Genomic DNA, 25,085 nt, shown 5'->3' with positions numbered 1-25,085 from the left:
GCCCACGCGGCTTTGATTTGCCTTTCAGCCGCTCGATAAGGTTGGAACGGGAGACGCCCAGCGTGTCTGCGACGGCCTTCATCGCGAACCGTCCTTCGGCAACAAGATCGGCCGCGATATCCGTTTTTTTTTGAGTCCGCTTTGGAAGGGGCTTCGCGGAGGATTTCGACCTCCATCGTCTTACGGCCGAGCATGCGCTCCAACTCGCGGACGCGGTCTTCCAGTTTCTTCACTTCCGAAGTGCCGACCACCGGCTCGTCAGAATCCACGGCGGCAGCACCTCCCTCGCTCAGGAGCCTGCGCCACCGGCAAAGCAGATTGGGCGCGACGCCATGGCGGCGAGCGGTCGAAGATACCGTCTCGCCTGGTTCGAAACTCTGCTCAATGGTCGTCAGCTTTTGCTCGGTTGTCCACCGCCTGCGGCGAACATCACCCGTCAGCAATTCAACGTGTCGATACTCGTTAGACACAAGCCTGTCCTCAAGCCTGTGCTTGAGCCTTTCTGCTTATGCCGACTGTCCGGTCGAAAGGGGGGCAGTTCAGCCGGCACGAAGGCGGGGTCGGCCTCCTGTACCAAGGCTTGCCGCCGCCAGGTGTAAATGAGGCCAGTCGAATCCTCGAAGCGGCGTGCAACTTCGGAAACCACCGCGCCGGGCGCGAAAGCCTCCGCCAGTAACCGCGCTCTCCCGCCGGAGGGATAAGATAATATCAGCGAAGGCGAATTGCTTTATGTCCGCGACGGCAGCGAATACGGCACAAAGGGCCCGACCGAGAACGGCGTGGACGAGCTCCAAAATCTTCACGCCGACATACGGACATGGGATGGTGGAATCCGCCAGTTTCTCGTCGATGAACAATGCGATCCGGCTGTGGTCGAACGCATTATGGCAGACGAGATGAAACGCGGCCTATAATATCGGCCTCTCGGCCAAGCGAAAATGCCTTCGCCGGACGCTCACGATCAACTCGAGGTTCTCGCCGATCATCTGAGCGCCCCCTAACGCGGTCTGCTGGACGCTATCGCGCCAACCCTCACTGCTACCACACTCAAGCGACGATGGACTTGTTGAACAAAGCCAGCGCTCGACCGACGGCTTGATCCATGTTGTAGTACCTATAATCCCCAAGTCGACCGGCAAATAACACGTTGGCTGCGTCCTTTTCCGCGAGGGCCACGTAACGATTATGCAACTCCTGATTCTCGTCCCGCGGGATCGGGTAGTACGGTATCGTCTTGCCGGGCACGTGAGCGACAGGGTATTCGATCGCCACTGTGGTAACGTCGGACCATTCCTGCGTCAAATGCCCCATCTCCGTAATGCGCGTGAAGTCATGGCTGACGGGGTAATTGACCTGACCAACGGCCTGATGCCGTTGCTGGCGATAGGTCTGAAAGTTAAAGTCGAGCGAGCGATACGGGAGTTCGCCGAGGACGTAGTCGAAATACTCGTCGATCGCTCCCGTATAAAGCAACCGATCATAGCTGACTTCGCTACCGAGATCCGCGAGATCCGTGTTCAACGAAACGCTGACTCCCTGCTGCGCCAGAATACGTTCGAACATCTTCGTATAGCCCTCCTTGGGCATGTTCTGGAAGCTGTCCTGAAAGTAGCGGTCGTCATAGGAAATGTGCACGGGAACACGGGCCGTAACGGACGGGGACAATTGCTCGGGTTCGAGCCCCCATTGCTTTGTCGTATAGCCATAGAAGACGTTCTTGTAGATGAAATCGGCGAGATCGCGAACGCCCTGCACCGGGTTTTCCCGCATCTTCAGGATCGGCACCTTCTGATCGATACCGTAGGCCTCGATCAGGATCTTTGCCAATCGCTCAGCTTCCGCCTTCGGGAACAGGATTTCCAGAGAAGTCAGGTTGAACGGGATAGGAATGATTCTGCCGTCGACCATGCCCAAAACCCGGTGCTCGTACGGAAGCCATTCGGTGAAGGCGGAAAGATAGTCGGCAACGGCGTGCGAGTTGGTGTGAAATATGTGAGGACCGTACTGGTGGTAGAGCACACCGGCATCGTTCCGTCGATCATAGGCGTTGCCGGCGATATGGTCGCGGCGGTCGATCACCAAAGCCGTTTTCCCAGCCTGGGTCGCCAAGCGTTCGGCAATGATTGCGCCAGTGTAGCCAGCGCCGACGATCAACCAATCATAGTGTTTCTTCACGACGTTTTTACCTTCTCATCTGTTACTTGCGCTTCGACCCGGAAGCGACGAGGCCGCGCACGGCCGAAAAAAGCTTGCGTCCGACCGGTTGGGCAATCGGCTTCATCAAATACTTGTTGAGCTGAGCCATGAAGCGGTTCGCCTTCTGGTGCTCGCGATCGAAGCCAAAGTGGTAGGGGATCAAAACGTTCTTCAGCATAGGGCGCATGTAGACCGGGCCGTAGTCCGCATAAGCGCGCAAGACCCGAAGGTTGTTCTGATATTCGCTTGTGTTGCGGCTGAAGCCGGCGTCAGTGTGGCGATACCAGAAGAGATCCTTTGGGCAGACATCGAGCTGATGACCCGCCAGGCAAAGGCGGGCGAGCAAATCCCAATCTTCCCAGGAGGTGTGCCGCTCGGTTTGGAAACCGCCAACAGTGTCAAACGCCGACTTCCGCATGATGCTATTGGCGTCGCCGAAGACATTGGCGAGCATACCGACCTCAAGTGCCGGGCCGATCGGCATGTACCGGTAGAGGATCCGCGTATCGTCCCCGGGCCAGAAAACGTCCTGGTCGAACGCCTTGAAGTGCGAAGAGACCACGTCGCCACCGGTCATGTAGATCCCGATCAAAAACTCCTCGATCATTTCCGGCGTGGAGCAATTGTCGGCGTCGCAGAATATCAGGAACTCGCCTTTGGCGTGGCTTGCCGCAAAGTTTCTGGCTGCACCGATACCGCCGTTTTCCTTCGAGATGAACATGAAGCGGTCATCCGGCGGATTCTGGCGCAGCGCCTCAAACTTGTCGACCGAAGCTTGGTCGGTGCTTCCGTCGTTGATAATGATCGCCTCGAAGCGCTTGTAGGTGGAGCGCTTCAGGGTCAAAACCGTCTGCTCGAGGAATTGCCCATAGTTGAAGTAGGGCACGCAAATGCTGACGAGCGGCATTTCTTCCCGGACGGCCACCTCGGCCGCCTTGCGCTTGCCAAGCTTGACCGGCTCCTGGTGCAGGGCCTGCCAGGTCTGGGCGGCAACCTTCGGGTCATACTTGCCTTGCGACTGCGGCAGGACCCCGCCGAGGACTTCTTTGAGCTTACTCGAAAGGGCCTTCGCCGTGGGCTCAAACAAGCGGTCATCGCCGAGCATCTCCGGAATGCCCCCGCTGCTCGCCGCAATGGTCGGCACCCCGAACATGTGCGTTTCGAGGATCGTGAACGGATAATTGTCGACCAGAGAGGGGATGACGGCTGTCGCCCGGCTCTCGCGAATGTGATCTATGGCTGCGTGTGCGTCGAGTTCCGTGCGAATTTCGAAGGAGATGTGCAGTTTCCCGCATGTTTCGCGGATGCCGGCAACACCATCTGTCCCGCGGGCAGTCAATTGGCCATTCTTGCCGAGGAAGATAAGCTTACGGATCTTTTGCCTTTCGGCGTAGTCCAGTGCCTCCAGCGCCCCCAGGAAGATCTCCAGTCCCTTGCGCGTCTCAAGGCGCCCGAAGAAGGCAAAGACGCCCGGCAACGGCTCATAGGGTGCTTCCGATCGCTTCTGGTCAAAGCAGTAGCGTAGCGTCCGCAGGTCGTCTGCCAGTTGCCATCTGCGCTCCCGGCAGTATGCGATCATATGATCGGACGGGCTGATCAGGATGTCCGCAAACTCGCAGCAATAGCGCTCGCACCACTCAAGCTTGGCGTCGGGCAGTGGCCATTCCACCCATTTGTTCATCCCCTCATGGATCCACTCCGTACTGGAGTGCATCGTGACCGTCAGTGTCGTTTTCTGGAAATATTCCGTCGACCGCTTCGCCATGATGCAAAGCAATCCATTGGCCTGCCATTCCTGGAAGTGAACGAAGTCGAAGTCGCGTTCCCGCAGAAAGCGGTAGACGACATAAGAGCGCCGCGTGAACCAATCAGTATGCGCCACGACATCGGCGTCGACCATCTCGTTCAGATGAACAAATTCTATCGATTTTTTCTTGTAAAACTCGCTCCAATGAGTGGCGCTGAAGTGCTCGATTGGTCCCGTGAAGACAATCGTCACTTTGTGCACCGTCGCCAGCTCCAAAGCAAGATGATAAACATGTGTGCCGATACCACCATTGTTGATGGGACCGATCACATCTGGCGTCACGATGCAAACTTGCCTCGGCGTGAAACTATTTTCGCGTATCATAATGTGCTCCAAATAGCTTCCAAACCTTATCTAAGGATTTTCTTGAAGAACGCCTCAGCGCGAACCGCGAGCTTGCCTTTCGGCGAACCCAGCTTGGTGTAGATTCTATCTGCGATCTGGCCCGCAATCCGCCCCGCAGGTGTAGCAACGGCCCCATCCGACCTAAGCGCGACCTGACGCATGACATTGATAGAGGCCGCAGCCGCACCGCCGACCGCCTGTTCATAGGCTCTTAGCACGCGTCTTTGATTCTTATACGGACTGGTGTTCCGGCTGAATCCCTCGTCCGTATAACGATACCAAAACAGCGAGCGCGGTACGACTTCGATGGAGTACTCGGCAAGCGCCGCGCGCGCCAGAAACTCCCAATCCTCCCACGAAGAGTCCCGCTCGGTGCCAAACCCGCCAAGCGCATCAAAGATCTCTCGGCGAATGCAAAAATTTGCATCACCGAAAACGTTCTCGCTCCATCCAACTTCGACTGCCGGACCAGCTGGTGCATAAACGTGATGAATATGCTGCTCCCCGCTCGGTTCGTCGTCCTGTCTGAAGGCATCAAAGTGGCAGGTGACGATATCCGCTTGCGAACGCGCCATTGCCGCAACGAAAGTCGCGAGCATCTCAGGCTTGGCGAGATTGTCAGCATCCATGAAGACTAACAGATCGCCGGTCGCCATCGATGCGGCGAAGTTCCGAGTCGCGCCAACACCGGAGTTGCCGTGCCTGTTAAAGATCAATTCGAGCCCCTCCGACGGAGCGGACTTGAGTTCGTCGAAAATCTGGCGGGAACGTTCATCCGTGCTCCCATCATCGACGACGATGATCTCAAAATTGCGGTAGGTCGACCTGCGCAAGCTCTCAAGCAGCTTTGGGAGATACGCACCATAGTTGAAATAAGGCACGCAGATGGAAATCCGCGGCAAGGCAATTGATAGCTGGCTCGGACGTTGCGCGCGCTCTGCTGCGCGTTCCTCGGAGCGAACCATAGCCTGGCGCCAGCCTTCGGCGGCTGCTTCCGGCTCGTAGAGAAGGCTCAGCCCCCTGCTTTCGCCATTCAAAACAGCGCGGAGCGTGTCGCGGAGATCACGAGGCATCGGGGCGTAGAGATTGGAGGCATTCAATATTTCTGGAATACCGCCAACTCGGGAGGCAAAGACCGGAAGCCCGGCGATACCGGCCTCCAGAATCGAAAACGGGTAGTTGTCCGAAAGCGAGGGCGCGAATACGCTTGCCCTAACCTTCTTCAGAAAGTTCACGGCGCCCGCACTGTCTAGGCTCGCTTTGAGTTCAAAAGGCAAACCCAGTTTTCGCATTTCGGTCTCGACCAGATTGGCGCCTTCGCCGAGTGCAGTCCGGCCACTCTTGCCGACGAAATACACCTTCCGGACCTTTTGCCGGTCGCTTTCCGACAACAGACCAAGCGCCCTCAGGAAGACTTCGAGCCCTTTTCGCGTCTCCAAGCGCCCGAAGAAAGCCAGCACACCGGGCTCGGCCTCTATAGGCGCAGCCGTCGAGACTGCCCCTAAGGTGTATGGAATGACGTCCGCCGAGCCAGCCAGTTTCCATCCGGCCTGACGTACCCAGTCGAGCATATGCTGCGAAGGGCTGAAAACGAAGTCGACATGTTGCGCGACATAGGCCTCGGCCCAGGCAGTCATCGCATCTGCGAGAGGCTCGCCGTACCATCGGCCATTGCCTTCCGCGATCCACCGGGTGTTAGAGTGTAGCGTCACGGTCAAGCTGGTGGCCAGAAACTCCCCAAGGACATGACGCGCCCGCACAGTGTGGAGGCCATTTCCTTGCCAGTCTTGGAAATGTATCGCGTCGAACGATCTTCTGCAAAGATAGTGATAGATATTGAGGCTGCGTTCCTGCAACGGAAACGTCCGCACCGGATATTTGCGCTGCCACACCTCAAGGAAAGGAACGAACTCTATTCCCAGATCGGCGTAGTGCTTCTGCCAATGCGGCGCGTCCTCAACCTGGACCGGGCCAGTGAAAAGGACCGTGACGGCCCTTCCACTGGCCACGAGCGCACGTGCCAGCCAGTAGCAGTGGGTGCCGATCCCACCGTTCTTGATGGGGCCAATGAAATCCGGCGTTACAATGCAATGATGCAACTACAGCTTCCCTACAAGCTCGGCCACCGCCAAAGTAGGCGGGGACTTGCGGCTCCAACCAAAATCCGACCGTTTTCCTTCTCGTCTTCTGCGCAGACTGATCAGCGGCCGAGCGACGAATATTTCACGAAGCCGCCCGCGGTCGCCTCCGCCTCATCGAAAAGGTTGCGCAGGTCAATCATGTTCGGCGAGGCCATCACGCTCGACAGTTCCTTCAGATCGTAAGTCTTGAAGACCATCCAGTCTGTCAGCACAACGAGCGCGTCAGCGCCTTCGGCCGCATCCTCGGCGGTCTTCACCATCTGGACTTCCGGCAGGTAGTGCTGTGCTTCATGCGGATTGGACGGATCATAGGCCGTCAGTCGCGCACCGCGCCGCAGAAGCTCCGGCAGCACCACAAGACTGGTGCTCTCACGCATGTCGTCAGTCTGCCCCTTAAAGGTAAGACCAAGCACGGCGATGCGTTTGCCACGCAGCTCGCCCCCACACGCCTTGGCAATTCGATCGACCATGGCAATCTTGCGAGCGCTGTTCGCGTCGACGGCCGAAGTCACGATACGGGAGGGAACGCCAGCATCATTGGCGGTTGCCAGCAGCGCACGAGTATCCTTCGGGAAACAGGAGCCGCCCCAACCCGGGCCGGTGTTCAGGAACGACGGCCCGATTCGCTTGTCCAGACCGATGCCACGCGCGACCTCTTCGACGTTTCCGCCCACAGCCTCACACAGGTTAGCCATTTCGTCGATAAAGCTGATCTTTACCGCCAGAAAAGCGTTCGCCGCGTATTTGATAAGCTCGGCTGTCTGAATGCCCGTTATCAGCAGCGGTACGTTGCCGTGCAGAAGCAACGGTGCGTAGATCCGCCGCATAACGGCCTTTGCTTCGTCGTCCTCGACGCCCACGACAATTCTGTCCGGTTCCAGGAAGTCGTTGATGGCGGCGCCTTCCCGCAGGAACTCAGGATTTGAGGCGACGGCGATTCGCGCACCGGAAGCGACGTTCTTCTGGCTGATGTCAAAGACTTGCGCATTGGTTCCGACCGGCACAGTCGACTTCGTCACCACAACGGTGAAACCATTTGCGGCCTGCGCAATCTCTCCGGCAGCAGCGTAGACATATTTGAGGTCGGCCCGGTCGGAGCCGTTTTCCGTTGGTGTGCCAACGGCGATGAATACGGCTTCGCGGTCTTTGACGCTTGCCGCGACGTCGGTGCTGAAGCGGAGACGACCTGCATCGACGTTGCGATGAACCAACTCGTCCAGGCCAGGTTCATAGATCGGCATCTTGCCTTCGAGCAACATGCGAATCTTGCGCTCATCCTTATCTACGCAAATTACGTCGTGTCCGAGGTCGGCAAAACAGGCGCCGCTCACAAGGCCGACATAGCCGGTGCCGACCATCGTAATTTTCACACTCATAATAATTCCCTGATTGCTTTCGCGCCCGAAGCGCCACCGATAAAAACGCCTAATATCAACTTTGACAGGGGCGAAAATCGACATCGAAACGCATCTTTCTCGCCGTACGCTAGCCGTCAACAGCAACTAATCGTTGCACTCAATCTCAAAGTCCTCGCATCGATTCAACGCTCCGATTGCAGCGTGGGTAATACGGACAACGCCCTATTAACCAACAGCGCAAATGTCAACCGCTGAAAGCTGACTCGGCAAGATCATCCTCAAATATATCCGCGGCTAGATACACCTGCGGGCAGTAAAAGACCTCCACGATTTCGCATCAGTGGTATGCGCGCCGCAAACAAACGCTTTACCGCGCCAGGCACGCCGAAGTTGTCGCCTTTCAGTACAGCTATGCGATACTGTCGGCACGCACAGTTCTTACGACCGATGGCGCACGAACCAGTCAGCCGCTGTCTTGACTATGGCACCAATCTCGGTGAAACGAGGCTGCCAACCGAGCACATCCCGCGCGCGCCTCGCCGATGCGTAAAGCATCGGCGGATCGCCCGCTCTTCGCGGCGCGAATTTGGCAGGCACAGGCGAGCCCACGGCATCGCCAACAGCAGTCAGTAGTTCCTTGACGGAAGTGCCCCGCCCCGTCCCCAAATTGAAAGCAGCGCTCGCGCCGCCCTTTGCCAAATAGTCGATGGCGAGTACATGCGCTTCAGCCAGATCCGATACGTGTATATAATCGCGAACCGCTGTACCGTCGGCCGTATCGTAGTCCGTCCCGAACACGCTGAATTCGCCCTTACCCATGGCAGCAAGAACAGCGAGCGGAATTGCGTGCGTCTCTGGGTCGTGCCGCTCACCAATCTCGCCCTCCGGATCGCAGCCGGCGGCGTTGAAATAGCGCATCGCAGCCCACTTCAATCCATACGCGCGCCCGTAGTCATGAAGCGCGTGCTCGACCGCCAGCTTGGTAAACCCGTAGGGGTTGACAGGTTTCTGCGGCGTTTGTTCCGAAATCGGCAGTTCGCTGACTTCGCCGTAGGTCGCGCATGTCGAGGAAAAGATGATGCTCCCGACGTCGTTGCGACGCATCGCGTCGAGAAGAGACAGGGAACCCGAAACGTTGTTGGCGTAATACTTAGCCGGGTCCGTGACGGATTCGCCGACATAGGCAAATGCCGCAAAATGCATGACGCAAGCCGGCTTGTACTGCTTCAACACCTGATCGACGCGGTCGCCGTCCAGAATGTCGCCTTCCTCGAACGGGCCCCATTTCACGGCATCGCGATGGCCGTAGACCAGATTGTCATAAACAACTGGCGTATAGCCCGCACGATGCAGGGCTTTGCAGGCGTGGCTGCCAATATAGCCTGCGCCACCTACAACGAGTATATTGGTCATAAGATCGTCCCTTGGCTTCCGGCCATCATCGGCCGATCGTACGGATCACGCTTCGGTTGCAAAATAAGCGATGGCCTTCTTGAGGCCTTCACGCAACGGCACCTTCGGCTCCCAATTGAGAACTTCCTTCGCCAACGAGATATTCGGCCGTCGCTGGAGCGGGTCGTCCTTGGGCAAAGGCTTGTCGATGAGGGGCGATTTGCTGTCCGTCATTTCGAGGACGAGTTCGGCCAGTTCCTTGATGGTAAACTCACCGGGGTTACCGATATTCACCGGACCCGTGATCGAGGCATCCGACCGCATTAGGCTGAAGAAGCCGTTGATCAGATCATCGACATAGCAGAACGAGCGAGTCTGGGTGCCGCCGCCGTAAAGCTGCAGCGACTCGCCTTTAAGCGCGCTGACGATGAAATTGGAGACAACCCGTCCGTCCTTCGGGTCCATGTGCGGACCATAGGTGTTAAAAATGCGGACGACCTTGATCTCGACCCCGTGGTTGCGGTGGTAGTCGAAGCACAGCGTCTCAGCCGCGCGCTTGCCCTCATCGTAGCAGGCGCGCGGACCCGTCGTGCTTACAGCGCCGCGATAGGATTCGCTTTGCGGATGCACCTCAGGGTCGCCATAGATCTCGCTGGTGGAAGCCTGGAATACACGCCCGCCGTGTTTGACCGCCAGGTCCAGAACGTTCTTCATCCCCAGGATGTTGATCATCATGGTGCCGATCGGGTCCGCCTGATAGTGGGGCGGCGAAGCCGGGCAAGCCAGATTCCAAATTTCGTCAAACGCACGGTCCGGCAGAGCGTCACGAACGTCACCCTCGATGAAGGTGAACCTTGGGTTCTCGATATAGGGGCGGAAATTCTTCCGTCGTCCCGTCAACAGATTGTCGAGGCAGACGACCTCAAAACCCTCAGCAAGAAGTCGGCCACACACATGTGTACCTAGAAAACCAGCGCCACCAGTGACCAGCGCAGACCGCAATTCTGTCATATTGAAAATCTCTTCGACCGCAACGATGGGCGCTGTATTACGCAGACGCGCACCGCCCTGTCAACGCGGAGAACGAACGCAATCCCCGGCGATGAAACCAATATTGTCTGCGGCGGGTGGAGAACATAGTTCTATAGTAAAAGCGGAAATCTTACGTTTATCTACTTCGTTCACTTTGCACTCAGGAACCGCTCGGCTCCGAGCCCAACCGGAAACAGTGCAGGACCCGCTGGAACTCAACCGGCGAAGGTTGGTAAACGATAAGGATCGCACATATTTCTCTTCAGTCCAGCATATTCAGCTCCTAGAGTTCCTCGGGCGTTTTATCTCCATAGATTCGCCCTTTGAGGAACGCGACAATTTCCTCCGCTAGTTCAGCTCGCCCCGCTTCTGTCGTCCGTAGATGTAATTCCGGACGCTCAGGCGGTTCATAATCCGATCCGAAGCCGGTGAAGTGTGCAATCTCACCAGAAAGTACTTGCTTGTACAAACCTTTAGGATCGCGCTTAACGCACTCCTCCAAGGGAGCATCAACAAAGATCTCGATAAATTCACCGGGTTCCATCAAGTTGCGCGCGAACTGGCGCGCGGAGCGGAATGGCGAAATTGACGCGACGAGGACAATCAGGCCGACCTCAGTCATAAGCTTGGCCACCTCTGCGATGCGGCGGATATTCTCGATACGGTCCTCCTCTGTGAATCCGAGGTCGCTGTTCAGTCCATGCCGAATATTGTCGCCGTCAAGTAATACTGTATGGTGACAGTCATGGTGCAACAGTTGTTCGAGATGGTTGGCAGTTGTCGATTTTCTAGCCCCCGAGAGGCCAGTGAACCAAAGCGTTGCTGGCTTCTGGTCCATTAGCGCCGCACGGGACCGTTTGTTTACCTCGGTCGGATGTATGTAGGCTCCAGGTTCTGTACTCATAAATGGAATTCCCTTTGAGGTCGGTTCGTTATTCAAGCTCCTGGGCAGGAGTATGAATCGCACGGTTCGACCTTACAGATCGGGAGTGGGCGCTGATCGCGCCGCTGCTTCCCAACAAACCACGCGGTGTGGCACGAACGGATGATCGGCGAGTTCTGAACGCGATTTTCTACGTTTTGCGAACGACTCGCCGTGGCGCGACCTTCCAGAGCGTTACGGCCCGTACACGACGGTCTACAATCGCTACAACCGATGGGCCAAGGCGGGCGGGTGGCTGCTGTAAGCGACGCGCGATGCGGATTTAGACGGTCGCCTTGGCAAGCCCTCGCCATTGCTTGTGGCGAAGTACACAGCTTCGCTTTCGGCGGGCGAAGACATTCTCGATCTGCCCGCGGATGCAATGTATGGGTTAGCTCCGGGCGTCGAGGCGTGCCAGGGCTTCGGCCTCGCCGCGCCCCCTACCCTCCTTTGGCGCGCCGGATCGCCGAAGTGGTTTCCCCACCGGCAAACACCTCACCAGGGTTATCCGGGAGAGCATCAGGACCAGCCCTACCATCGTCGCTGTTGGCAAACGTGACAGCGCTCCCCTATCTGTTCGAACGATATCTTGTCCAGTTTTTGGGCAGCGAGGCCCCTTCGGAGACAAACAAAGTCGGTGCACTCCGGCGTCGCCTCCAACACCGAGAACCGGCAGATGCGCCGCAAAGCCGCTGATTTCGGTCTACACTAATAGGAGCGGGGCGCCCACGCCCGCGGCCTCAACCGGCCCCATTAAGTCTCGGCCACTCCCGTCACATTTGATGCTTTTCGCAATTTCAGCGCCGGCGCCTCCCCTTCAAACGCCTCCACCCTCTGATCATAATTCGGCGCGACCGTCCCCATCACGCGGTCCCAGAACGAGAAATAGTTCGCGTAGTTGTACTTGAATTCGGCGTGGTGCTGGTCGTGATAGGTCGTGCAAAGCATCGGCGAAGGATACCGCGCCGTGCGTGACGCGAAATATTCGAAGCCGGCGTGGCCGAAGGTGCCGTTGATCTGGTCGAAAAGGCGGTGCGCCAAAAGGATGATCGGCGGGAACGGCACCAGGAAGGTGATGACGGCGTAGTAGCCCTGGCTCATGGCGGTATCCACCAGGCCAATCGAATCGTTGCTCCAGGCCGTCGGCGCGACGCTGCGGTGATGCAGGAGGTGGTACTTATAGAAGAACTTGGTGTGCAGCAGCCGGTGGGCGAAATAGAACCAGGCGTCGAATAGCACCATGCAGAGCACGAAGAGCGGAACGGCCGTCCACCAGCTGAACTCCCAGGGCGAAAACAGCGTCCATCCCTTGTACTGTACGAAAAGGCCGATTGCGACCGAAGTGCAGGTGACGAGGATCGAGGCCATGCTCTGGCGGATCTCGATGGCCTTGCGCTTCTCGCCGCGCCGCCCCTTCTGGATGCGACGTTCCGGGTTACGGTCGTTGAGCCAGGTGATGCCGTAGCCCAGGATGAAGTACAGCGCCACCGTCGCTGCATAAATCGCTGCCAGCAAGCCGACAAAGGTGAGACTGTCCTGAAGAAGGGCGCTCAAATCGTAATCCGTCGCGGAAAGAAAGTTGAATTGGCGCGTGGACTATACCAAGCACCCTCTCCCGCGCAAGTCATACGGCTCTAGGCGCGCTCGATGTCGGCCAGAAATGCGCGCAGTTCAGTGCCGTCAATTCCGACAAGGTGTCCCTCTTGTGGGTACCTGCCCGAGTGCACATCCTCGGCAAACTCCGAGAACGCGGCAATCCGTTCGCGCTGAAGCCGGTCGTATTCGGCGGCAAAGTTGCGATAGGTCTTGGCGTGACGCGGCACGTGGCCGCGATTGCTGCCGAGTACGTCGGCGGCAAATAGATATTGGGCGTCGCAGCCGGCCCCCGCTCCCATCGAAAGCATCAGCATCGACGTTCTGGCACTGATGGCCCCTGCGACATCTCCCGGAACGACCTCGATTTCCGCCGCGAAGGCGCCGGCTTCCTCAAGCGCCTTGGCCTGCCGCCAGATCTCGAGCGCACTCGCCGCGGTCTTGCCGACGGCGCGAAAGCCGCCGGTCCAGGTGGCCTTCGAGGGGATGAGACCCACATGGCCGCAGACGGGAATGCCCTCCTCTCGCATCCGCCGGACGGTGGAAAGCCCTGCAGCACAATAGACCGCGTCACCGCCGGCCTTTAGCGCCTTGAAGGCTGCACGCATGTACTCTTCCGCCGTGACGTAGCCGCCATATTCGAGGCCCGGAAAGGCAAAGCAGGTCGGCGCAACCTCGCGAAACTCCGGTCCTAAGAGCGTCGGGGGAACGGAAACGAGATCGATGCCGGCGGTTTCGGCCGCTTCGGCCTCATCCAGTGTTTCGACGCGCAGCATGGTGAGCTGGCGCTTGCCCTTCATCGACTGGAGATCGGCAACGGTCGGACGGTGGCTTTTCATGAGAAGGCTCCGGAAATCATGGAAACAGGACGAGATTTGCCGCTCACGCTAGGCGGCGAGGAGTGCTTTGAGCTTGGTTTCGGGCGAGATGAGCGCCTGCGGATCCGGCCGCTTTCCGGCTGCAATCAGCATTTCGGCAAGCCGAATGTCGCGTGCCACCGCATTGCCCGGGCCGATGCCGGAGGCCGCAAGCAGCCGACCGGTATCGTCGAGATGAAAAAGAATGAAGGCATCGTCGGTAAGTTCGCGCCTGACGGTCGTTGCAGCACCCTCGGCAAGCCCCGCGATCTGCAACGTCAGATCATACTGGTCGGACCAGAACCACGGCACGCTGGTGATCGCCTCTCCTGCGCCGAGCAGATTGCCGGCAACGAGCGTTCCCTGATCCTGCGCATTGCGCCACGCCTCGAGGCGTATCCGGCGATCCCCATAGTGACAGAGCGGGAAAGAGCAGCAATCGCCGGCGGCATAGATATCCGGATCGCTGGTTTGCAGCGTTGCGTCGACCGCAATGCCGTTCTCGATCGAAAGACCGGCTTCGGCTGCAAGCTCCGTGTTCGGGACCGCACCGATGCCAACGACGACAAGGTCGGCCTCGACTGTCTCGCCGCCGGCAAGAACGATCCGCGCACGGTTTTCGTCCGCGTCGATACGTTCAATCTGTGCCTCGCACCGTATGTCGACGCCTTCAGCGCGATGCCGCGCGGCAACGACAGCCGCAATCTGCTGCGGCACGCCACGCGAAAGGATGCGCGACAGCCCTTCGATCAGGACAACGGCAGCACCCAAGTCGCGCGCCGTTGCCGCGAGCTCCAGACCGATGAATCCACCGCCGATGATCGCAAGCTTGCGGCCGAGCGAAAGTTCACGGCGGATCTCTTCAGCGTCGCGATGGGTTCTAAGCGTGCGGATGCGGCGCGACGCTTCATCCATCCCAGGGATCGTTCGAGCACGCGCACCGGTCGTCAACAAGAGCCGGTCATAGGCGATGCTGCTTCCGTCTGCGAGCGTCACGCGCTTTTCGGCGCGATCGATGGCCACAACCGAGGTATCCGTACGCACTTCGATGCCTGCTGCCGCGTAGCGCTCGGCATCGGCGACATATTTCGCTGCGCCCCCTGCCTTGAGACCATCCTTCGAAAGAGGCGGCCGCTCATAAGGAAGATGCGGTTCCGTGCCGATCAGTGTGACCTTCCCGTCGTACCCCTTTTCCCTGAGGGCAAAGGCGGCCCTTGCGCCACATTCGCCGGCGCCCACGATGACGATGGAACCCATCTCAACCTCCCTGCCCGCCGCGGCGAGCCCAATTTCTCGAGAGCGGCTTCAGCTCAGCGCAATGAACACGCTTCCCGCCTCGACCTTCACCGGATAGGTCTTTAGGTTGACGCAAACGGGCGCGCCCTTGGCCTGGCCGGTCTTGTAGTTAAAGCGGCCGTTGTGCTTCGGACATTCGATGATGTCGTCCATCACGAGGCCATCGGCGAGATGAATATGCTCGTGTGTGCAGAGCCCGTCGGTGGCGAAAAATTCGTCGTCGGGGCTGCGGTAGACCGCGAAGGTGCGCCCGTCGTGATCGAAACGGATCACATCTTCCTCGTCGATTTCGTCCGCTGCGCAGACTTCAACCCAGTTTCCGCTCATGATTTCCTCCCAGTTCCTGGCATTCGTTGGTTATTCGGCAGCGTGCACGATCGCGTCGCTGTGAAATTCTTCCCGGTAGGGCTTTGCCGTCGCCGGCAGCTCGCGCTTCAGGAAGTAATCTTCGTTCCGCAACTGCCGCAGAAAGGCCGGGATCATTTCTCGGTAGCCGTGCAGCATCGACGGGTTCGGTTCCGGCAGATCATGCTTGATCATGGCGTGCAGCTTCGGCAGCGCGTGATACGGCACCATCGGGAACATGTGATGTTCCACATGGTAGTTCATGTTCCAATAGACGAAGCGGCTCACCGGATTCATATAGACCGTGCGGCTGTTCAGCCGATGGTCGGTCACGTTGTCGGCAAGACCGCCGTGCTGCAGCAGCCCGGTCAGCACGTGGTGCCAGGCGCCATAGAGCCTCGGTAAACCAATCAGCATCAGCGGCAGGATCGAGCCGAGGTAGAAGCAGGCAGCGATCGTTGCGGCGTAGATGGCAAACCAGATGCGCGCGACCAGGATCGCCTTCGGCTGCTCCATTTCAGGGATGAACGTCGCTTCCTCGGGACTGATGATGCCGAACGTGTTGCGCACCATATCGATCATCGCGTGCCAAACATCGAGCACGCCGAAGAAATTGAGGACGAGGCGAAGGAGATCCGGCGGCCGCATGACGGCAATTTCGGGATCCCGGCCGACGATCACCGTATCCGTGTGGTGGCGGGTGTGGCTCCAACGCCAGGTGACCGGATTGCGCATGATCATGAAGCAGGCGATCTGGTAGACGGCATCGTTCATCCACATCGTCTTGAAGGCCGTGCCATGGCCGCATTCATGCCAGCGGCTATCGGAGGCCGAACCGTAGAGAACGCCATAGGCAAGGAAGAACGGGACCGCCCACCACGTGCCCCAGAAGATGATGCCGAGTGCACCGAACAGAACGAGACAGCCGAGCCAGATCGCGGTATCGCGAATGGCCGGTCCATCCTCGCGCTTCATCAGCTCCTTCATCTGCTTGCGCGGAATGTCGGTGTGGTACCACTCCGCAGCGGAGAGACCGTTGGCGACGGCCGCCTGGGCATCCCGGCCAAGCAGGCTGTAGTCTCGCTTCGTCGGCATCATCGTCATTTGCGCTCCTCCCGCGGTCCGGTCCGATCCGATCCGGCCGGCGACGTCTCATGTCGTGCAATGACGATAGGTTGACTTTTGCCAGGCCTCAATGCAGCAATGATATATTCTCTCAAATGATGTCATCATTCGCATTTCACGCGTGATGCAAACCTATCAGGAGACGCAATGAGCAACCGTCCGACCATTGCCGACCTTGCGCGCACTGCCGGCGTCAGCGTCGCCACCGTCGACCGCGTACTCAACGGGCGCCACCCCGTGCGGGAAGAGACCGCGCGCCGCGTCTATGAGGCTGCCAAGTCAATCGGCTATCACGCCGTGGGCCTGATCCGGCAGCGCGTCTTTGAGGACCTGCCGCAATACAGGCTTGGCTTCGTGCTGCAAAAGCCGGAGCAGGCTTTCTATCAAACGGTGGCGAAGGAAATCGAAAACGCGGCGCTGTCGCTGTCGCATGCCCGCGTCTTCGCCCAGGTCGATTTCGTCGCGAACTCCACGCCATCGGCTATCACGGAAAAGCTTAGGGCGGCCGCAGCCCGCAACCAGGCCATCGCGCTTGTCGCTCCCGATTACCCGGCCGTGACCACCGCGATTGAGGAACTCAAGGAACGCGGCATTCCGGTCTTCTCCCTGCTTTCGGATTTTGCCGCCGGTGTCCGCGAGGGTTATGTCGGCCTCAACAATCACAAGGTCGGCCGCACAGCCGCGTGGATGATCGCCAAGGCCGCCAAACGTCCCGGCAAGGTCGCAGCTTTCGTCGGCAGCCATCGCTTTCTCGGCCACGAGCTGCGGGAGATCGGCTTTCGCTCCTATTTTCGCGAACACGCACCCGATTTCGAAGTGCTGGATACGATGGTCAACCTCGACACCGCCGAGATCACCCATGAAGCGACACTCAATCTGCTGCAGCGCCACCCGGACCTGATCGGCTTTTATGTCTGCGGCGGCGGTATGGAAGGGGCGATCTCGGCGATCCGCGAGGAAAGGCTTGAGGGGAAACTGATCGCGGTCGTCAACGAGCTGACACCGGATTCCCGTGCGGCCCTTGGCGACGATGCCGTGACACTGGCGATATCGACCCCGACGGCAGCCCTCGCCCGGGAAACGATCAACCTGATGATCCAGGCGATCGACAAAGGCCCGACCGGGGCGCCGGGGCAAACTTTCCTTCCCTTCGATCTTTTTACGCCGGAGAATATCTAGCGGATCCTGATGGAATTCCATCATTGACGAAAGGCAATCCTGCAGGGATGCAAGACCTTTGCGCGTTGCGCGCTTTGACTGCGCTCCCACAGTTGGTGAATTGTCCGCAAGGTTATAAATGGAATGAACGTTCCATTTATAACCTATAGCCATCCCACTGGAGGAGAAATTCCCGTGACCGCCCTGCCCTTCGCCCTCAATCACATGACGACGCCGAGCCTGCCGCTTGGCGCATTTTTCGAACTCGCCAGATCGCTCGGCATGAACTCTGTCGAAATCCGCAACGATCTGACCGGCAACGCAATCCTCGACGGGACGCCGGCGAAGGATGTCGCCGTACTCGCCGGCCGTCACGGCATCACGATCATCTCGATCAATGCCCTTCAACGTTTCAACGAATGGAACGAGGCGCGTCAGGTCGAAGCCGAAGAACTCATCACCTATGCGCGCGACTGCGGCGCCAAGGCCCTTGTCCTTGTTCCCGTCAACGATGGCACCGGCCAGGCCGATGGCGAGCGCCAGGAAAATCTTCGCAAGACACTGTCGGCGCTGAAGCCGATGCTCGAAAAGGCCGGGATCATCGGTCTCGTCGAACCGCTCGGCTTCGAGATCTGCTCGCTACGCTCGAAGACGGAGGCTGTTGAGGCAATCAAGGCCGTCGACGGTGAGAAGACCTTCCGCCTCGTACACGACACGTTTCACCACCACCTCGCCGGGGAGCCTGCCGTCTATCCCGAGATGACAGGCCTCATCCACATTTCGGGCGTCACCGATGAACGGGTGGCCGTTTCGGATCTGCGTGATTCGCACCGTGTCCTAGTCGATCAAAGCGATCTGCTCGACAATGTCGGACAGATAGGGCGCCTGCGGGCGGCAGGTTATGTGGGACCGCTCTCCTTTGAGCCTTTCGCCGCCGAAGTCCATGGATTGGCGGATCCCGCCGCGGCGGTCAGGCAGAGCGTGGACTACATCCAAAGCCAGATCTGAGCATCTCCGGCGCGAGGCAGGCAAATCAACAATGGGCGCCGCATCAGGTCTTGACGGCGTCCGCATAAAATGGAATACATATTCCGTAATCGCAATTTACTGGTTCGTTTATTCCGTTTTATTCGAAAGCGCAGCGGGAGTGCCGCTTTCGAAATGAATGAGCGCAATCCGGCATTGCGTCCCCGGCAGGAGAAGGTGGCGCCGGGCACCATTGTGGAGGAGAAAGACAATGAAGAAACTCGTGCTCAGCACAGCGCTGGCCGTGATGATGTCGACCGCAGCCCATGCCGAGACCATCGGCGTATCCATGGCCCTTTTCGACGACAACTTCCTGACCGTCCTGCGTAACGGCATGTCCGACTACGCCAAGACGCTCGATGGCGTCGAACTCCAGATCGAAGACGCGCAGAACGACGTGTCGAAGCAGCAGAGCCAGATCCAGAACTTCATCGCCGCTGGCGTGACCGCGATCATCGTCAACCCGGTTGATACCGATGCGACGGCTGCCATGTCGAAGATCGCTGCGGATGCGGGCATCCCGCTCGTCTACGTCAACCGCGAACCGGTTAACGTCGACACGCTGCCGGAAAAGCAGGCTTTCGTGGCATCGAACGAGCAGGAATCCGGCACGCTGCAGACGCAGGAAATCTGCAAGATGCTCGGCGGCAAGGGCAAGGCCGTCGTGATGATGGGCGAACTGTCCAACCAGGCGGCCCGCATGCGCACCAAGGACATCCACGACGTGCTTACCACCGACCAGTGCAAGGGCATCGAGATCGTCGAGGAGCAGACCGCCAACTGGTCGCGTACGCAGGGCTCGGACCTGTTGACGAACTGGCTTTCGGCCGGCCTTGAGTTTGACGCCGTCATCTCCAACAACGACGAAATGGCGATCGGCGCGATCCAGGCGCTGAAGGCCGCCGGTCGTTCGATGGATAGCGTCGTCATCGGCGGCATCGACGCAACGCAGGACGCTCTGGCAGCCATGGCCGCCGGCGATCTCGACGTCACGGTGTTCCAGAACGCCGCCGGCCAGGGCAAGGGCTCGGTCGACGCCGCACTGAAGCTCGCAAAGGGCGAGCCGGTGGACAAGAAGGTCTACATTCCCTTCGAGCTCGTCACCAAGGACAACCTCGACAAGTACCAGGCGAAGAACTGATCGCCGCAATCGAGAGCGCGGGAAACCCCGCGCTCTCGTTTATAAATTGCAGGTCCGACCGCAAATCTCTGCGTCCATTGGATGCCGTACGCGGTAAAATGAGCTGGTCACCCGCCAGCGATGAGGACTTTCCGCGACAGCCGGAAACGACGGGGAGGCAAGGAACATGACGCTCAGTCCGACAACGATGGCAGCCGTGCGCGCCAGCGGCGCGGTACCCAAAGCCGAATATCTTCTTTCTGCGGAAGGGATCCGCAAGGAATTCCCTGGTGTCGTCGCGCTCGACGATGTCGAGTTCAAGCTGAAGCGCGGCACGGTACATGCGCTGATGGGCGAAAACGGCGCCGGCAAATCGACGCTGATGAAGATCCTCGCGGGCATCTACACGCCCGACAAGGGCGACGTGAAGCTTAAAGGTGCCGAAATCCGGCTGAAGTCGCCGCTCGATGCGCTCGAAAACGGCATCGCCATGATCCATCAGGAGCTAAACCTGATGCCGTTCATGACGGTAGCGGAAAACATCTGGATCCGCCGGGAACCGAAGAACCGCTTTGGCTTCGTCGATCACGGCGAGATGAAGCGCATCACCGCCCGCCTGTTCGATCGCCTGAAGATCAAGATCGATCCGGAGATCGAGGTCCGCCACCTCTCGGTCGCCAACCGCCAGATGGTCGAGATCGCCAAGGCGGTCTCCTACGAATCCGACGTCCTGATCATGGACGAGCCGACGTCTGCCCTGACCGAGCGCGAAGTCGCGCACCTCTTCGAAATCATTCGCGACCTGCGCGAACAGGGCATCGGTATCGTCTACATCACCCACAAGATGAACGAGCTGTTCGAGATCGCCGACGAGTTCTCGGTTTTCCGCGACGGCAAGTTTATCGGCACCCACGCCTCAAGCGACGTTACCCGCGACGACATCATCCGCATGATGGTTGGTCGCGAGATCACCCAGATGTTTCCGAAGGAGGAAGTGCCGATCGGCGACGTTGTCCTGTCGGTCAAGAACCTGGCGCTTGACGGCGTCTTCCGCGACGTCTCCTTCGACGTGCGCGCCGGCGAAATCCTCGGCATTGCCGGCCTCGTCGGCTCCGGACGCTCGAACGTCGCCGAAACCCTGTTCGGCGTAACGCCGGCAAGCTCCGGCACGATTTCGATCGACGGCAAGCCCCTTTCGATCGACAGCCCGAACAAGGCGATCAGGAACCGCATGGCGTTTCTCACCGAAGATCGCAAGGACACCGGCTGTCTCCTGATCCTCGATATTCTCGAAAACATGCAGATCGCCGTGCTTCAGGACCGCTTCGTCAAGGGCGGCTTCGTCACCGAAAAACAGGTCACCGCGGCCTGCGAAGAGATGAGCCGAAAGCTGCGTGTCAAGACGCCGAACCTGCAGGAGCGCATCGAGAACCTCTCGGGCGGCAACCAGCAGAAGGTGTTGATCGGCCGCTGGCTGCTCACAAATCCGCGCATCCTGATCCTCGACGAGCCGACACGCGGCATTGATGTTGGCGCCAAGGCGGAAATTCACCGTCTCGTCACCGAACTAGCGCGCAACGGGGTCGCCGTCATCATGATCTCTTCGGAGATGCCCGAGGTGCTCGGTATGAGCGACCGCATCATGGTCATGCACGAGGGCCGCGTCACCGGCTTCCTCGACAGGGCGGAAGCAACCCAGATCAAGGTCATGGAGCTCGCCGCGAGCTGAGCGAAGAGCCACCCGACGAAAGGGAGGAATGAAAATGGACACCAACATCGCCGCACAGGGCGCGGGCACACCACTTACCGGCACAAAGCGCCGCCTGCCTCCGGAATTTAACATCTTCCTGGTCTTGATCGGCATCGCGCTGGTCTATGAGATCCTCGGCTGGATCTTTGTTGGCCAGAGCTTCCTCATGAACCCACAGCGCCTGACGATCATGATCCTGCAGGTGTCCGTGATTGGCATCATCGCCGTCGGCGTGACCCAGGTCATCATCACCGGCGGCATCGATCTATCCTCAGGCTCCGTCGTCGGCATGACGGCGATGATTTCGGCAAGCGTCGCTCAGGCCTCCACCTGGCCGCGCGCGCTCTATCCATCGCTCACCGACATGCCGGCGATCGTCCCGATCGGCCTTGGCATTGGCATCGGCCTGCTCGCCGGCTTCATCAACGGCCAGCTGATTGCCCGCACCAAGATCCCGCCTTTCATCGCCACGCTCGGCATGATGGTTTCGGCACGCGGCATTTCCAAGTGGTACACCAAGGGCCAGCCGGTCTCAGGCCTCACCGATCAGTTCAACTTCATCGGAACCGGCATCTGGCCCGTCATCGTCTTCCTGGTCGTCGCGCTCATCTTCCACATCGCGCTGCGCTACACCCGCTACGGCAAGTTCACCTATGCGATCGGCGCCAATGTGCAGGCAGCCCGTGTCTCCGGCATCAATGTCGAGGCGCATTTGATCAAGGTTTATGCCATTGCCGGCATGCTGGCGGGGCTGGCTGGTGTCGTCACCGCGGCCCGTGCCCAGACCGCACAGGCCGGCATGGGCGTTATGTACGAACTGGACGCGATCGCCGCGACCGTTATCGGCGGAACCTCGCTGACGGGTGGCGTCGGCCGGGTCACCGGCACGGTCATTGGCACCATCATCCTTGGCGTCATGACCTCAGGCTTCACCTTCCTTCGGGTCGACGCCTACTACCAGGAAATCGTCAAGGGCCTGATCATCGTCGCGGCTGTCGTCATCGACGTCTATCGACAGAAGAACCGCAAGAAGGCCTGAGTCCCAAAAGGAATACCCTCCTCCCAGTGAAGCCAACTGGCCGGGATGACGAAAGTCATCCCGGCATTTTATTTTGTTCAGAAGGCTATATCGCCAGGCTCAAGCCGTTTTCCACATATGCTTGGCGCGCAGGGCTGCCCCGGCGCACGCGCTCTGGCAAAATCCTTGGCGATGCACTATATCGCAGGCGTTCAAAACTATTGGAGACTTCCCATGTTGTCGCAGTGCAAGCTTGCGAGCCCGTTTCAGCCGCGTTTCGTTCTTCAGCTTTGGAACGCGATGCTGCGGGTACAGACCCGCGAGACAGCTTCCTTCTTCGGCCACCGCGGCCGCTAAGCAAGACCCAAAAAGACTGAATTGCCCCAGCCACGTGAGCGTGTCGCCTGACCGCTCGCAGATGGCTTTCGCTCAACCGGCCCGCATTTGGCGGCGCCGGGTAGAGCCTATTCGTGCTTAGCCCTCTGGAAAGCGGATGGTCACCTTGAGGCCGCGGCCGTCAGCACCTTCGCTGAGGTTGGTCGTCGCGCCGTAAAGCTCGGCAATCTCTTCGACGATCGGCAGCCCGAGCCCTGAGCCCGGAGCATCAGTGCCGCCGCGCTCGAAACGCCTGAGCACCGTCTCGTGCAGTTCCGGCCGAATGCCCGGTCCATTATCCTCCACCTCCAGCGACACCGACCCGTCCCGCGCAAAGACGCGGCTCGTCACTTCCGCACCGCGGCCGGCATAAAGCAACGCATTGCCGATCAGGTTCTTGAGGAGCTCGCCAATAAGCAACGGCTCGGCGCGGATGAAAGCCTCGCCCTCGCCGTCAAAGCCGAGATCGATATACGCGTCCCCGGCCGCCGGCACGTGTTCGGCCGTTATCTCCCGCACGAGTTCGATGAGATCGACGCGCTCCAGTGAGCGGGCCTCGTCCTTGCCGGCAGCATCAATCTTCGCCATCAGCAGCAGCTGCCCCAGAATGCGCTCGGCATTGGCGACCGCCTCGTCGGCCTTTTTCACAGCACTTCGCGTCTCCTCGATCGAACCGGCGCGTTGCGCAAGAGCGAGCTGCGTACGGATAATGGCGAGCGGCGTGCGCAGCTGGTGGCTGGCATTGCCGGTAAAATTGCGAAGCGCATCGAGCGCCGACTGCAAACGCCCCATGAAGGAATTGACCGTATCGACGAGGCCCTGGACCTCGTTCGGAACCCGCTCGCCGATCGGATGCAGATCGTCCGGACTGCGCTCCGAGATCGCGTCACCCAGCCTGTAGAGCGGCCGCAAGGAGAACGTAACCGCGATCCAGACGATCACCGCCGCACCTGCAATCATCATGCCGAGGCGGAGCGCCGAGCGCACCAGGATCGTCTGCGCCAGATGTCGGCGCGCGATCGTCGTTTCGGCGACCGTGACCACGAAGGGCACGGAATTGATGCCGGTTGACGCGGAGCGGCGAAGGGCCGCGATGCGGATCGGTTCACCGCGGAAGATCGAATCCGCAAAGGTGGTCGATGCGCCCGGCTCCTCCACCAGCGAGGGCAACGTCTGGTAGCCGGTGATGAACTGGCCGGGCGGTCCGTCGACCCGATAGAAGACCCGGTCCTGCGCGGCCGACGTCAGCATTTCCAGCGCAACATAGGGGATGTCGACTTCGAGCGACCCGTCTTCCGCGACGACCACGCGCTCGGCGATTGCCAGCGCCGAACCGGCAAGCACCCGGTCGGAGACGACGTTGGCGGTCGTCACCGCCTCGCGGTAGGTATCCATCAGTGCAATGACCCCGATGACCACCGTCGAGATCAACAGCCAGCCAAGCAGGCGCCGGCGGAGGGAATAGACCGTCGTCCTCATTCCGGCCCGGCCGCCTTGTCGAGATAGTAGCCGATGCCGCGGGCGGTGCGCACGGTCAGCCCATGCGGCGCGAGCCGCTTGCGCAGCCGGCTGACATATTGCTCGATCGCGTTCGGGCTCAGATCATCGTCGAAGCCGGTCAGCGACTGCATGATCGCGTCCTTGGCGACCACCTTGCCGGCCCGCATGAACAGAAGCTCGAGAAGGCCGAGTTCGCGTGCCGGGATCTCGATCGGCGCGCCGCCGGACGAGAAGCTGCGCGTGTTGAGATCGAGCGACACATTGCCATAGCTGACGGTCGAGGCCCTGAGGCCCGCCTGCCGGCGCAAGAGCACGCGCACGCGCGCCTCGAGTTCGCCGACGTCGAACGGCTTGATCATGTAGTCGTCGGCGCCGAGGTCGAGCCCCTTGATCCGCTCTTCAGGTGCGCCCCTCGCCGTCAGGATCAAGACCGCAGCGCGGTTCTGGCGCGCGCGCATCGCCCTTAGCACATCGAGGCCATCCATCTCCGGCAGATTGAGATCGAGAATGACAAGGTCGAACGTTTCGGTGGCGGCCACCGCATGCGCCGACGCACCGTCACTGACGACATCGACGGCATAGCCGCTGCCGCGCAAGATCGCCGACAGGCCCTCGGCCAGGTCCTGGTTGTCCTCAACAAGCAAGATACGCAATTATCATCACTCCCCCGACCACCTTATCCGCCGATGCCTTGCTTGTGAACGGTGCGACACTGAGGCATTGTGGATT

20 protein-coding genes and 3 pseudogenes are annotated in these 25,085 nt (G+C 59.5%); 6 read left to right on the top strand and 17 right to left on the bottom strand.

What is annotated here, in order from left to right:
• Position 1: 1 nt before the first annotated feature.
• The 10 genes and pseudogenes from JVX98_RS07595 to cysC all read right to left on the bottom strand — a co-directional run.
• Positions 2–470 (bottom strand): annotated as a pseudogene (locus JVX98_RS07595) (transposase); the annotation flags it as partial.
• Positions 437–709 (bottom strand): transposase, encoded by a 273-nt coding sequence (locus JVX98_RS07590; protein ID WP_371826513.1) that lies wholly within the window; start codon positions 707–709, stop codon positions 437–439. The pseudogene JVX98_RS07595 and the gene JVX98_RS07590, both read right to left, overlap by 34 nt.
• A 90-nt stretch (positions 710–799) precedes the next feature.
• Positions 800–962 (bottom strand): annotated as a pseudogene (locus JVX98_RS07585) (IS5/IS1182 family transposase); the annotation flags it as partial.
• Positions 963–1,047: 85 nt separating this feature from the next.
• A complete protein-coding gene (glf, locus tag JVX98_RS07580) occupies positions 1,048–2,175 on the bottom strand; it encodes a UDP-galactopyranose mutase (protein WP_205236375.1) in 1,128 nt (375 codons plus the stop codon).
• A 22-nt stretch (positions 2,176–2,197) separates the two neighbouring features.
• Positions 2,198–4,327, bottom strand: a complete 2,130-nt coding sequence (locus JVX98_RS07575; protein ID WP_205236374.1) for a glycosyltransferase — start codon at positions 4,325–4,327, stop codon at positions 2,198–2,200.
• Positions 4,328–4,353: 26 nt separating this feature from the next.
• A complete protein-coding gene (locus JVX98_RS07570) occupies positions 4,354–6,447 on the bottom strand; it encodes a glycosyltransferase (RefSeq protein WP_205236373.1) in 2,094 nt (697 codons plus the stop codon).
• Between the two features lie 101 nt (positions 6,448–6,548).
• Positions 6,549–7,865: a UDP-glucose/GDP-mannose dehydrogenase family protein gene (locus tag JVX98_RS07565; RefSeq protein WP_305876494.1), complete on the bottom strand. Its 1,317-nt coding sequence runs from the start codon at positions 7,863–7,865 to the stop codon at positions 6,549–6,551.
• A gap of 420 nt (positions 7,866–8,285) precedes the next feature.
• Complete coding sequence (gene galE, locus JVX98_RS07560; protein ID WP_205236372.1) at positions 8,286–9,260, bottom strand: UDP-glucose 4-epimerase GalE; 975 nt, start codon at positions 9,258–9,260, stop codon at positions 8,286–8,288.
• Positions 9,261–9,305: 45 nt separating this feature from the next.
• Positions 9,306–10,250, bottom strand: coding sequence for a UDP-glucuronic acid decarboxylase family protein (locus tag JVX98_RS07555; RefSeq protein ID WP_205236371.1), 945 nt, complete (start codon positions 10,248–10,250; stop codon positions 9,306–9,308).
• Between the two features lie 304 nt (positions 10,251–10,554).
• Positions 10,555–11,175 carry an adenylyl-sulfate kinase gene (gene cysC / locus JVX98_RS07550; protein WP_205236370.1) on the bottom strand — a complete coding sequence of 207 codons (621 nt, stop codon included), beginning with the start codon at positions 11,173–11,175 and terminating at the stop codon, positions 10,555–10,557.
• A gap of 56 nt (positions 11,176–11,231) precedes the next feature.
• Here cysC and JVX98_RS07545 point away from each other — a divergent pair.
• Positions 11,232–11,449: pseudogene (locus JVX98_RS07545) on the top strand (transposase); the annotation flags it as partial.
• 497 nt (positions 11,450–11,946) lie between these two features.
• On the opposite strand, the gene JVX98_RS07540 reads toward JVX98_RS07545, so the two are convergent.
• The 5 genes from JVX98_RS07540 to JVX98_RS07520 all read right to left on the bottom strand — a co-directional run bounded on the left by JVX98_RS07540 (position 11,947) and on the right by JVX98_RS07520 (position 16,388).
• On the bottom strand, positions 11,947–12,747 hold the full coding sequence (locus tag JVX98_RS07540; protein ID WP_205236369.1) for a sterol desaturase family protein: 801 nt from the start codon (positions 12,745–12,747) through the stop codon (positions 11,947–11,949).
• 80 nt (positions 12,748–12,827) lie between these two features.
• A complete protein-coding gene (locus JVX98_RS07535) occupies positions 12,828–13,625 on the bottom strand; it encodes a 3-methyl-2-oxobutanoate hydroxymethyltransferase (protein ID WP_205236368.1) in 798 nt (265 codons plus the stop codon).
• 48 nt (positions 13,626–13,673) lie between these two features.
• Positions 13,674–14,900, bottom strand: a complete 1,227-nt coding sequence (locus JVX98_RS07530; RefSeq protein ID WP_205236367.1) for an NAD(P)/FAD-dependent oxidoreductase — start codon at positions 14,898–14,900, stop codon at positions 13,674–13,676.
• A 48-nt stretch (positions 14,901–14,948) separates the two neighbouring features.
• Positions 14,949–15,266, bottom strand: coding sequence for a MocE family 2Fe-2S type ferredoxin (locus JVX98_RS07525; protein WP_205236366.1), 318 nt, complete (start codon positions 15,264–15,266; stop codon positions 14,949–14,951).
• Positions 15,267–15,296: 30 nt separating this feature from the next.
• The gene (locus tag JVX98_RS07520) at positions 15,297–16,388 is read right to left on the bottom strand and encodes a fatty acid desaturase family protein (RefSeq protein WP_205236365.1); all 1,092 of its coding nucleotides are present in this window, start codon (positions 16,386–16,388) and stop codon (positions 15,297–15,299) included.
• 168 nt (positions 16,389–16,556) lie between these two features.
• On the opposite strand from JVX98_RS07520, the gene JVX98_RS07515 reads away from it, so the two are divergent.
• From JVX98_RS07515 to JVX98_RS07495, 5 genes are all read left to right on the top strand, one after another.
• The gene (locus JVX98_RS07515) at positions 16,557–17,588 is read left to right on the top strand and encodes a LacI family DNA-binding transcriptional regulator (RefSeq protein WP_205236364.1); all 1,032 of its coding nucleotides are present in this window, start codon (positions 16,557–16,559) and stop codon (positions 17,586–17,588) included.
• Between the two features lie 174 nt (positions 17,589–17,762).
• Positions 17,763–18,575 carry a TIM barrel protein gene (locus JVX98_RS07510; RefSeq protein ID WP_205236363.1) on the top strand — a complete coding sequence of 271 codons (813 nt, stop codon included), beginning with the start codon at positions 17,763–17,765 and terminating at the stop codon, positions 18,573–18,575.
• 229 nt (positions 18,576–18,804) lie between these two features.
• On the top strand, positions 18,805–19,734 hold the full coding sequence (locus tag JVX98_RS07505) for a sugar ABC transporter substrate-binding protein (RefSeq protein WP_205236362.1): 930 nt from the start codon (positions 18,805–18,807) through the stop codon (positions 19,732–19,734).
• A 166-nt stretch (positions 19,735–19,900) separates the two neighbouring features.
• On the top strand, positions 19,901–21,442 hold the full coding sequence (locus tag JVX98_RS07500; protein WP_192451417.1) for a sugar ABC transporter ATP-binding protein: 1,542 nt from the start codon (positions 19,901–19,903) through the stop codon (positions 21,440–21,442).
• 34 nt (positions 21,443–21,476) lie between these two features.
• Positions 21,477–22,502, top strand: a complete 1,026-nt coding sequence (locus tag JVX98_RS07495; RefSeq protein WP_205236361.1) for an ABC transporter permease — start codon at positions 21,477–21,479, stop codon at positions 22,500–22,502.
• Positions 22,503–22,955: 453 nt separating this feature from the next.
• Here the strand turns inward: JVX98_RS07495 and JVX98_RS07490 are convergent, their stop codons facing one another.
• A complete protein-coding gene (locus JVX98_RS07490) occupies positions 22,956–24,335 on the bottom strand; it encodes a sensor histidine kinase (RefSeq protein ID WP_205236360.1) in 1,380 nt (459 codons plus the stop codon).
• Positions 24,332–25,009: a response regulator transcription factor gene (locus tag JVX98_RS07485; RefSeq protein WP_043616209.1), complete on the bottom strand. Its 678-nt coding sequence runs from the start codon at positions 25,007–25,009 to the stop codon at positions 24,332–24,334. Before JVX98_RS07485 ends, JVX98_RS07490 begins: the two co-directional genes overlap by 4 nt.
• Between the last annotated feature and the right edge of the window lie 76 nt (positions 25,010–25,085).

The sequence above is a fragment of the Ensifer sp. PDNC004 genome (genome assembly GCF_016919405.1).
GTDB lineage: Bacteria > Pseudomonadota > Alphaproteobacteria > Rhizobiales > Rhizobiaceae > Ensifer.
The sequence above is the reverse complement of the archived record's forward strand: the minus strand, read 5'-3'. Positions and strand labels throughout refer to the sequence as shown.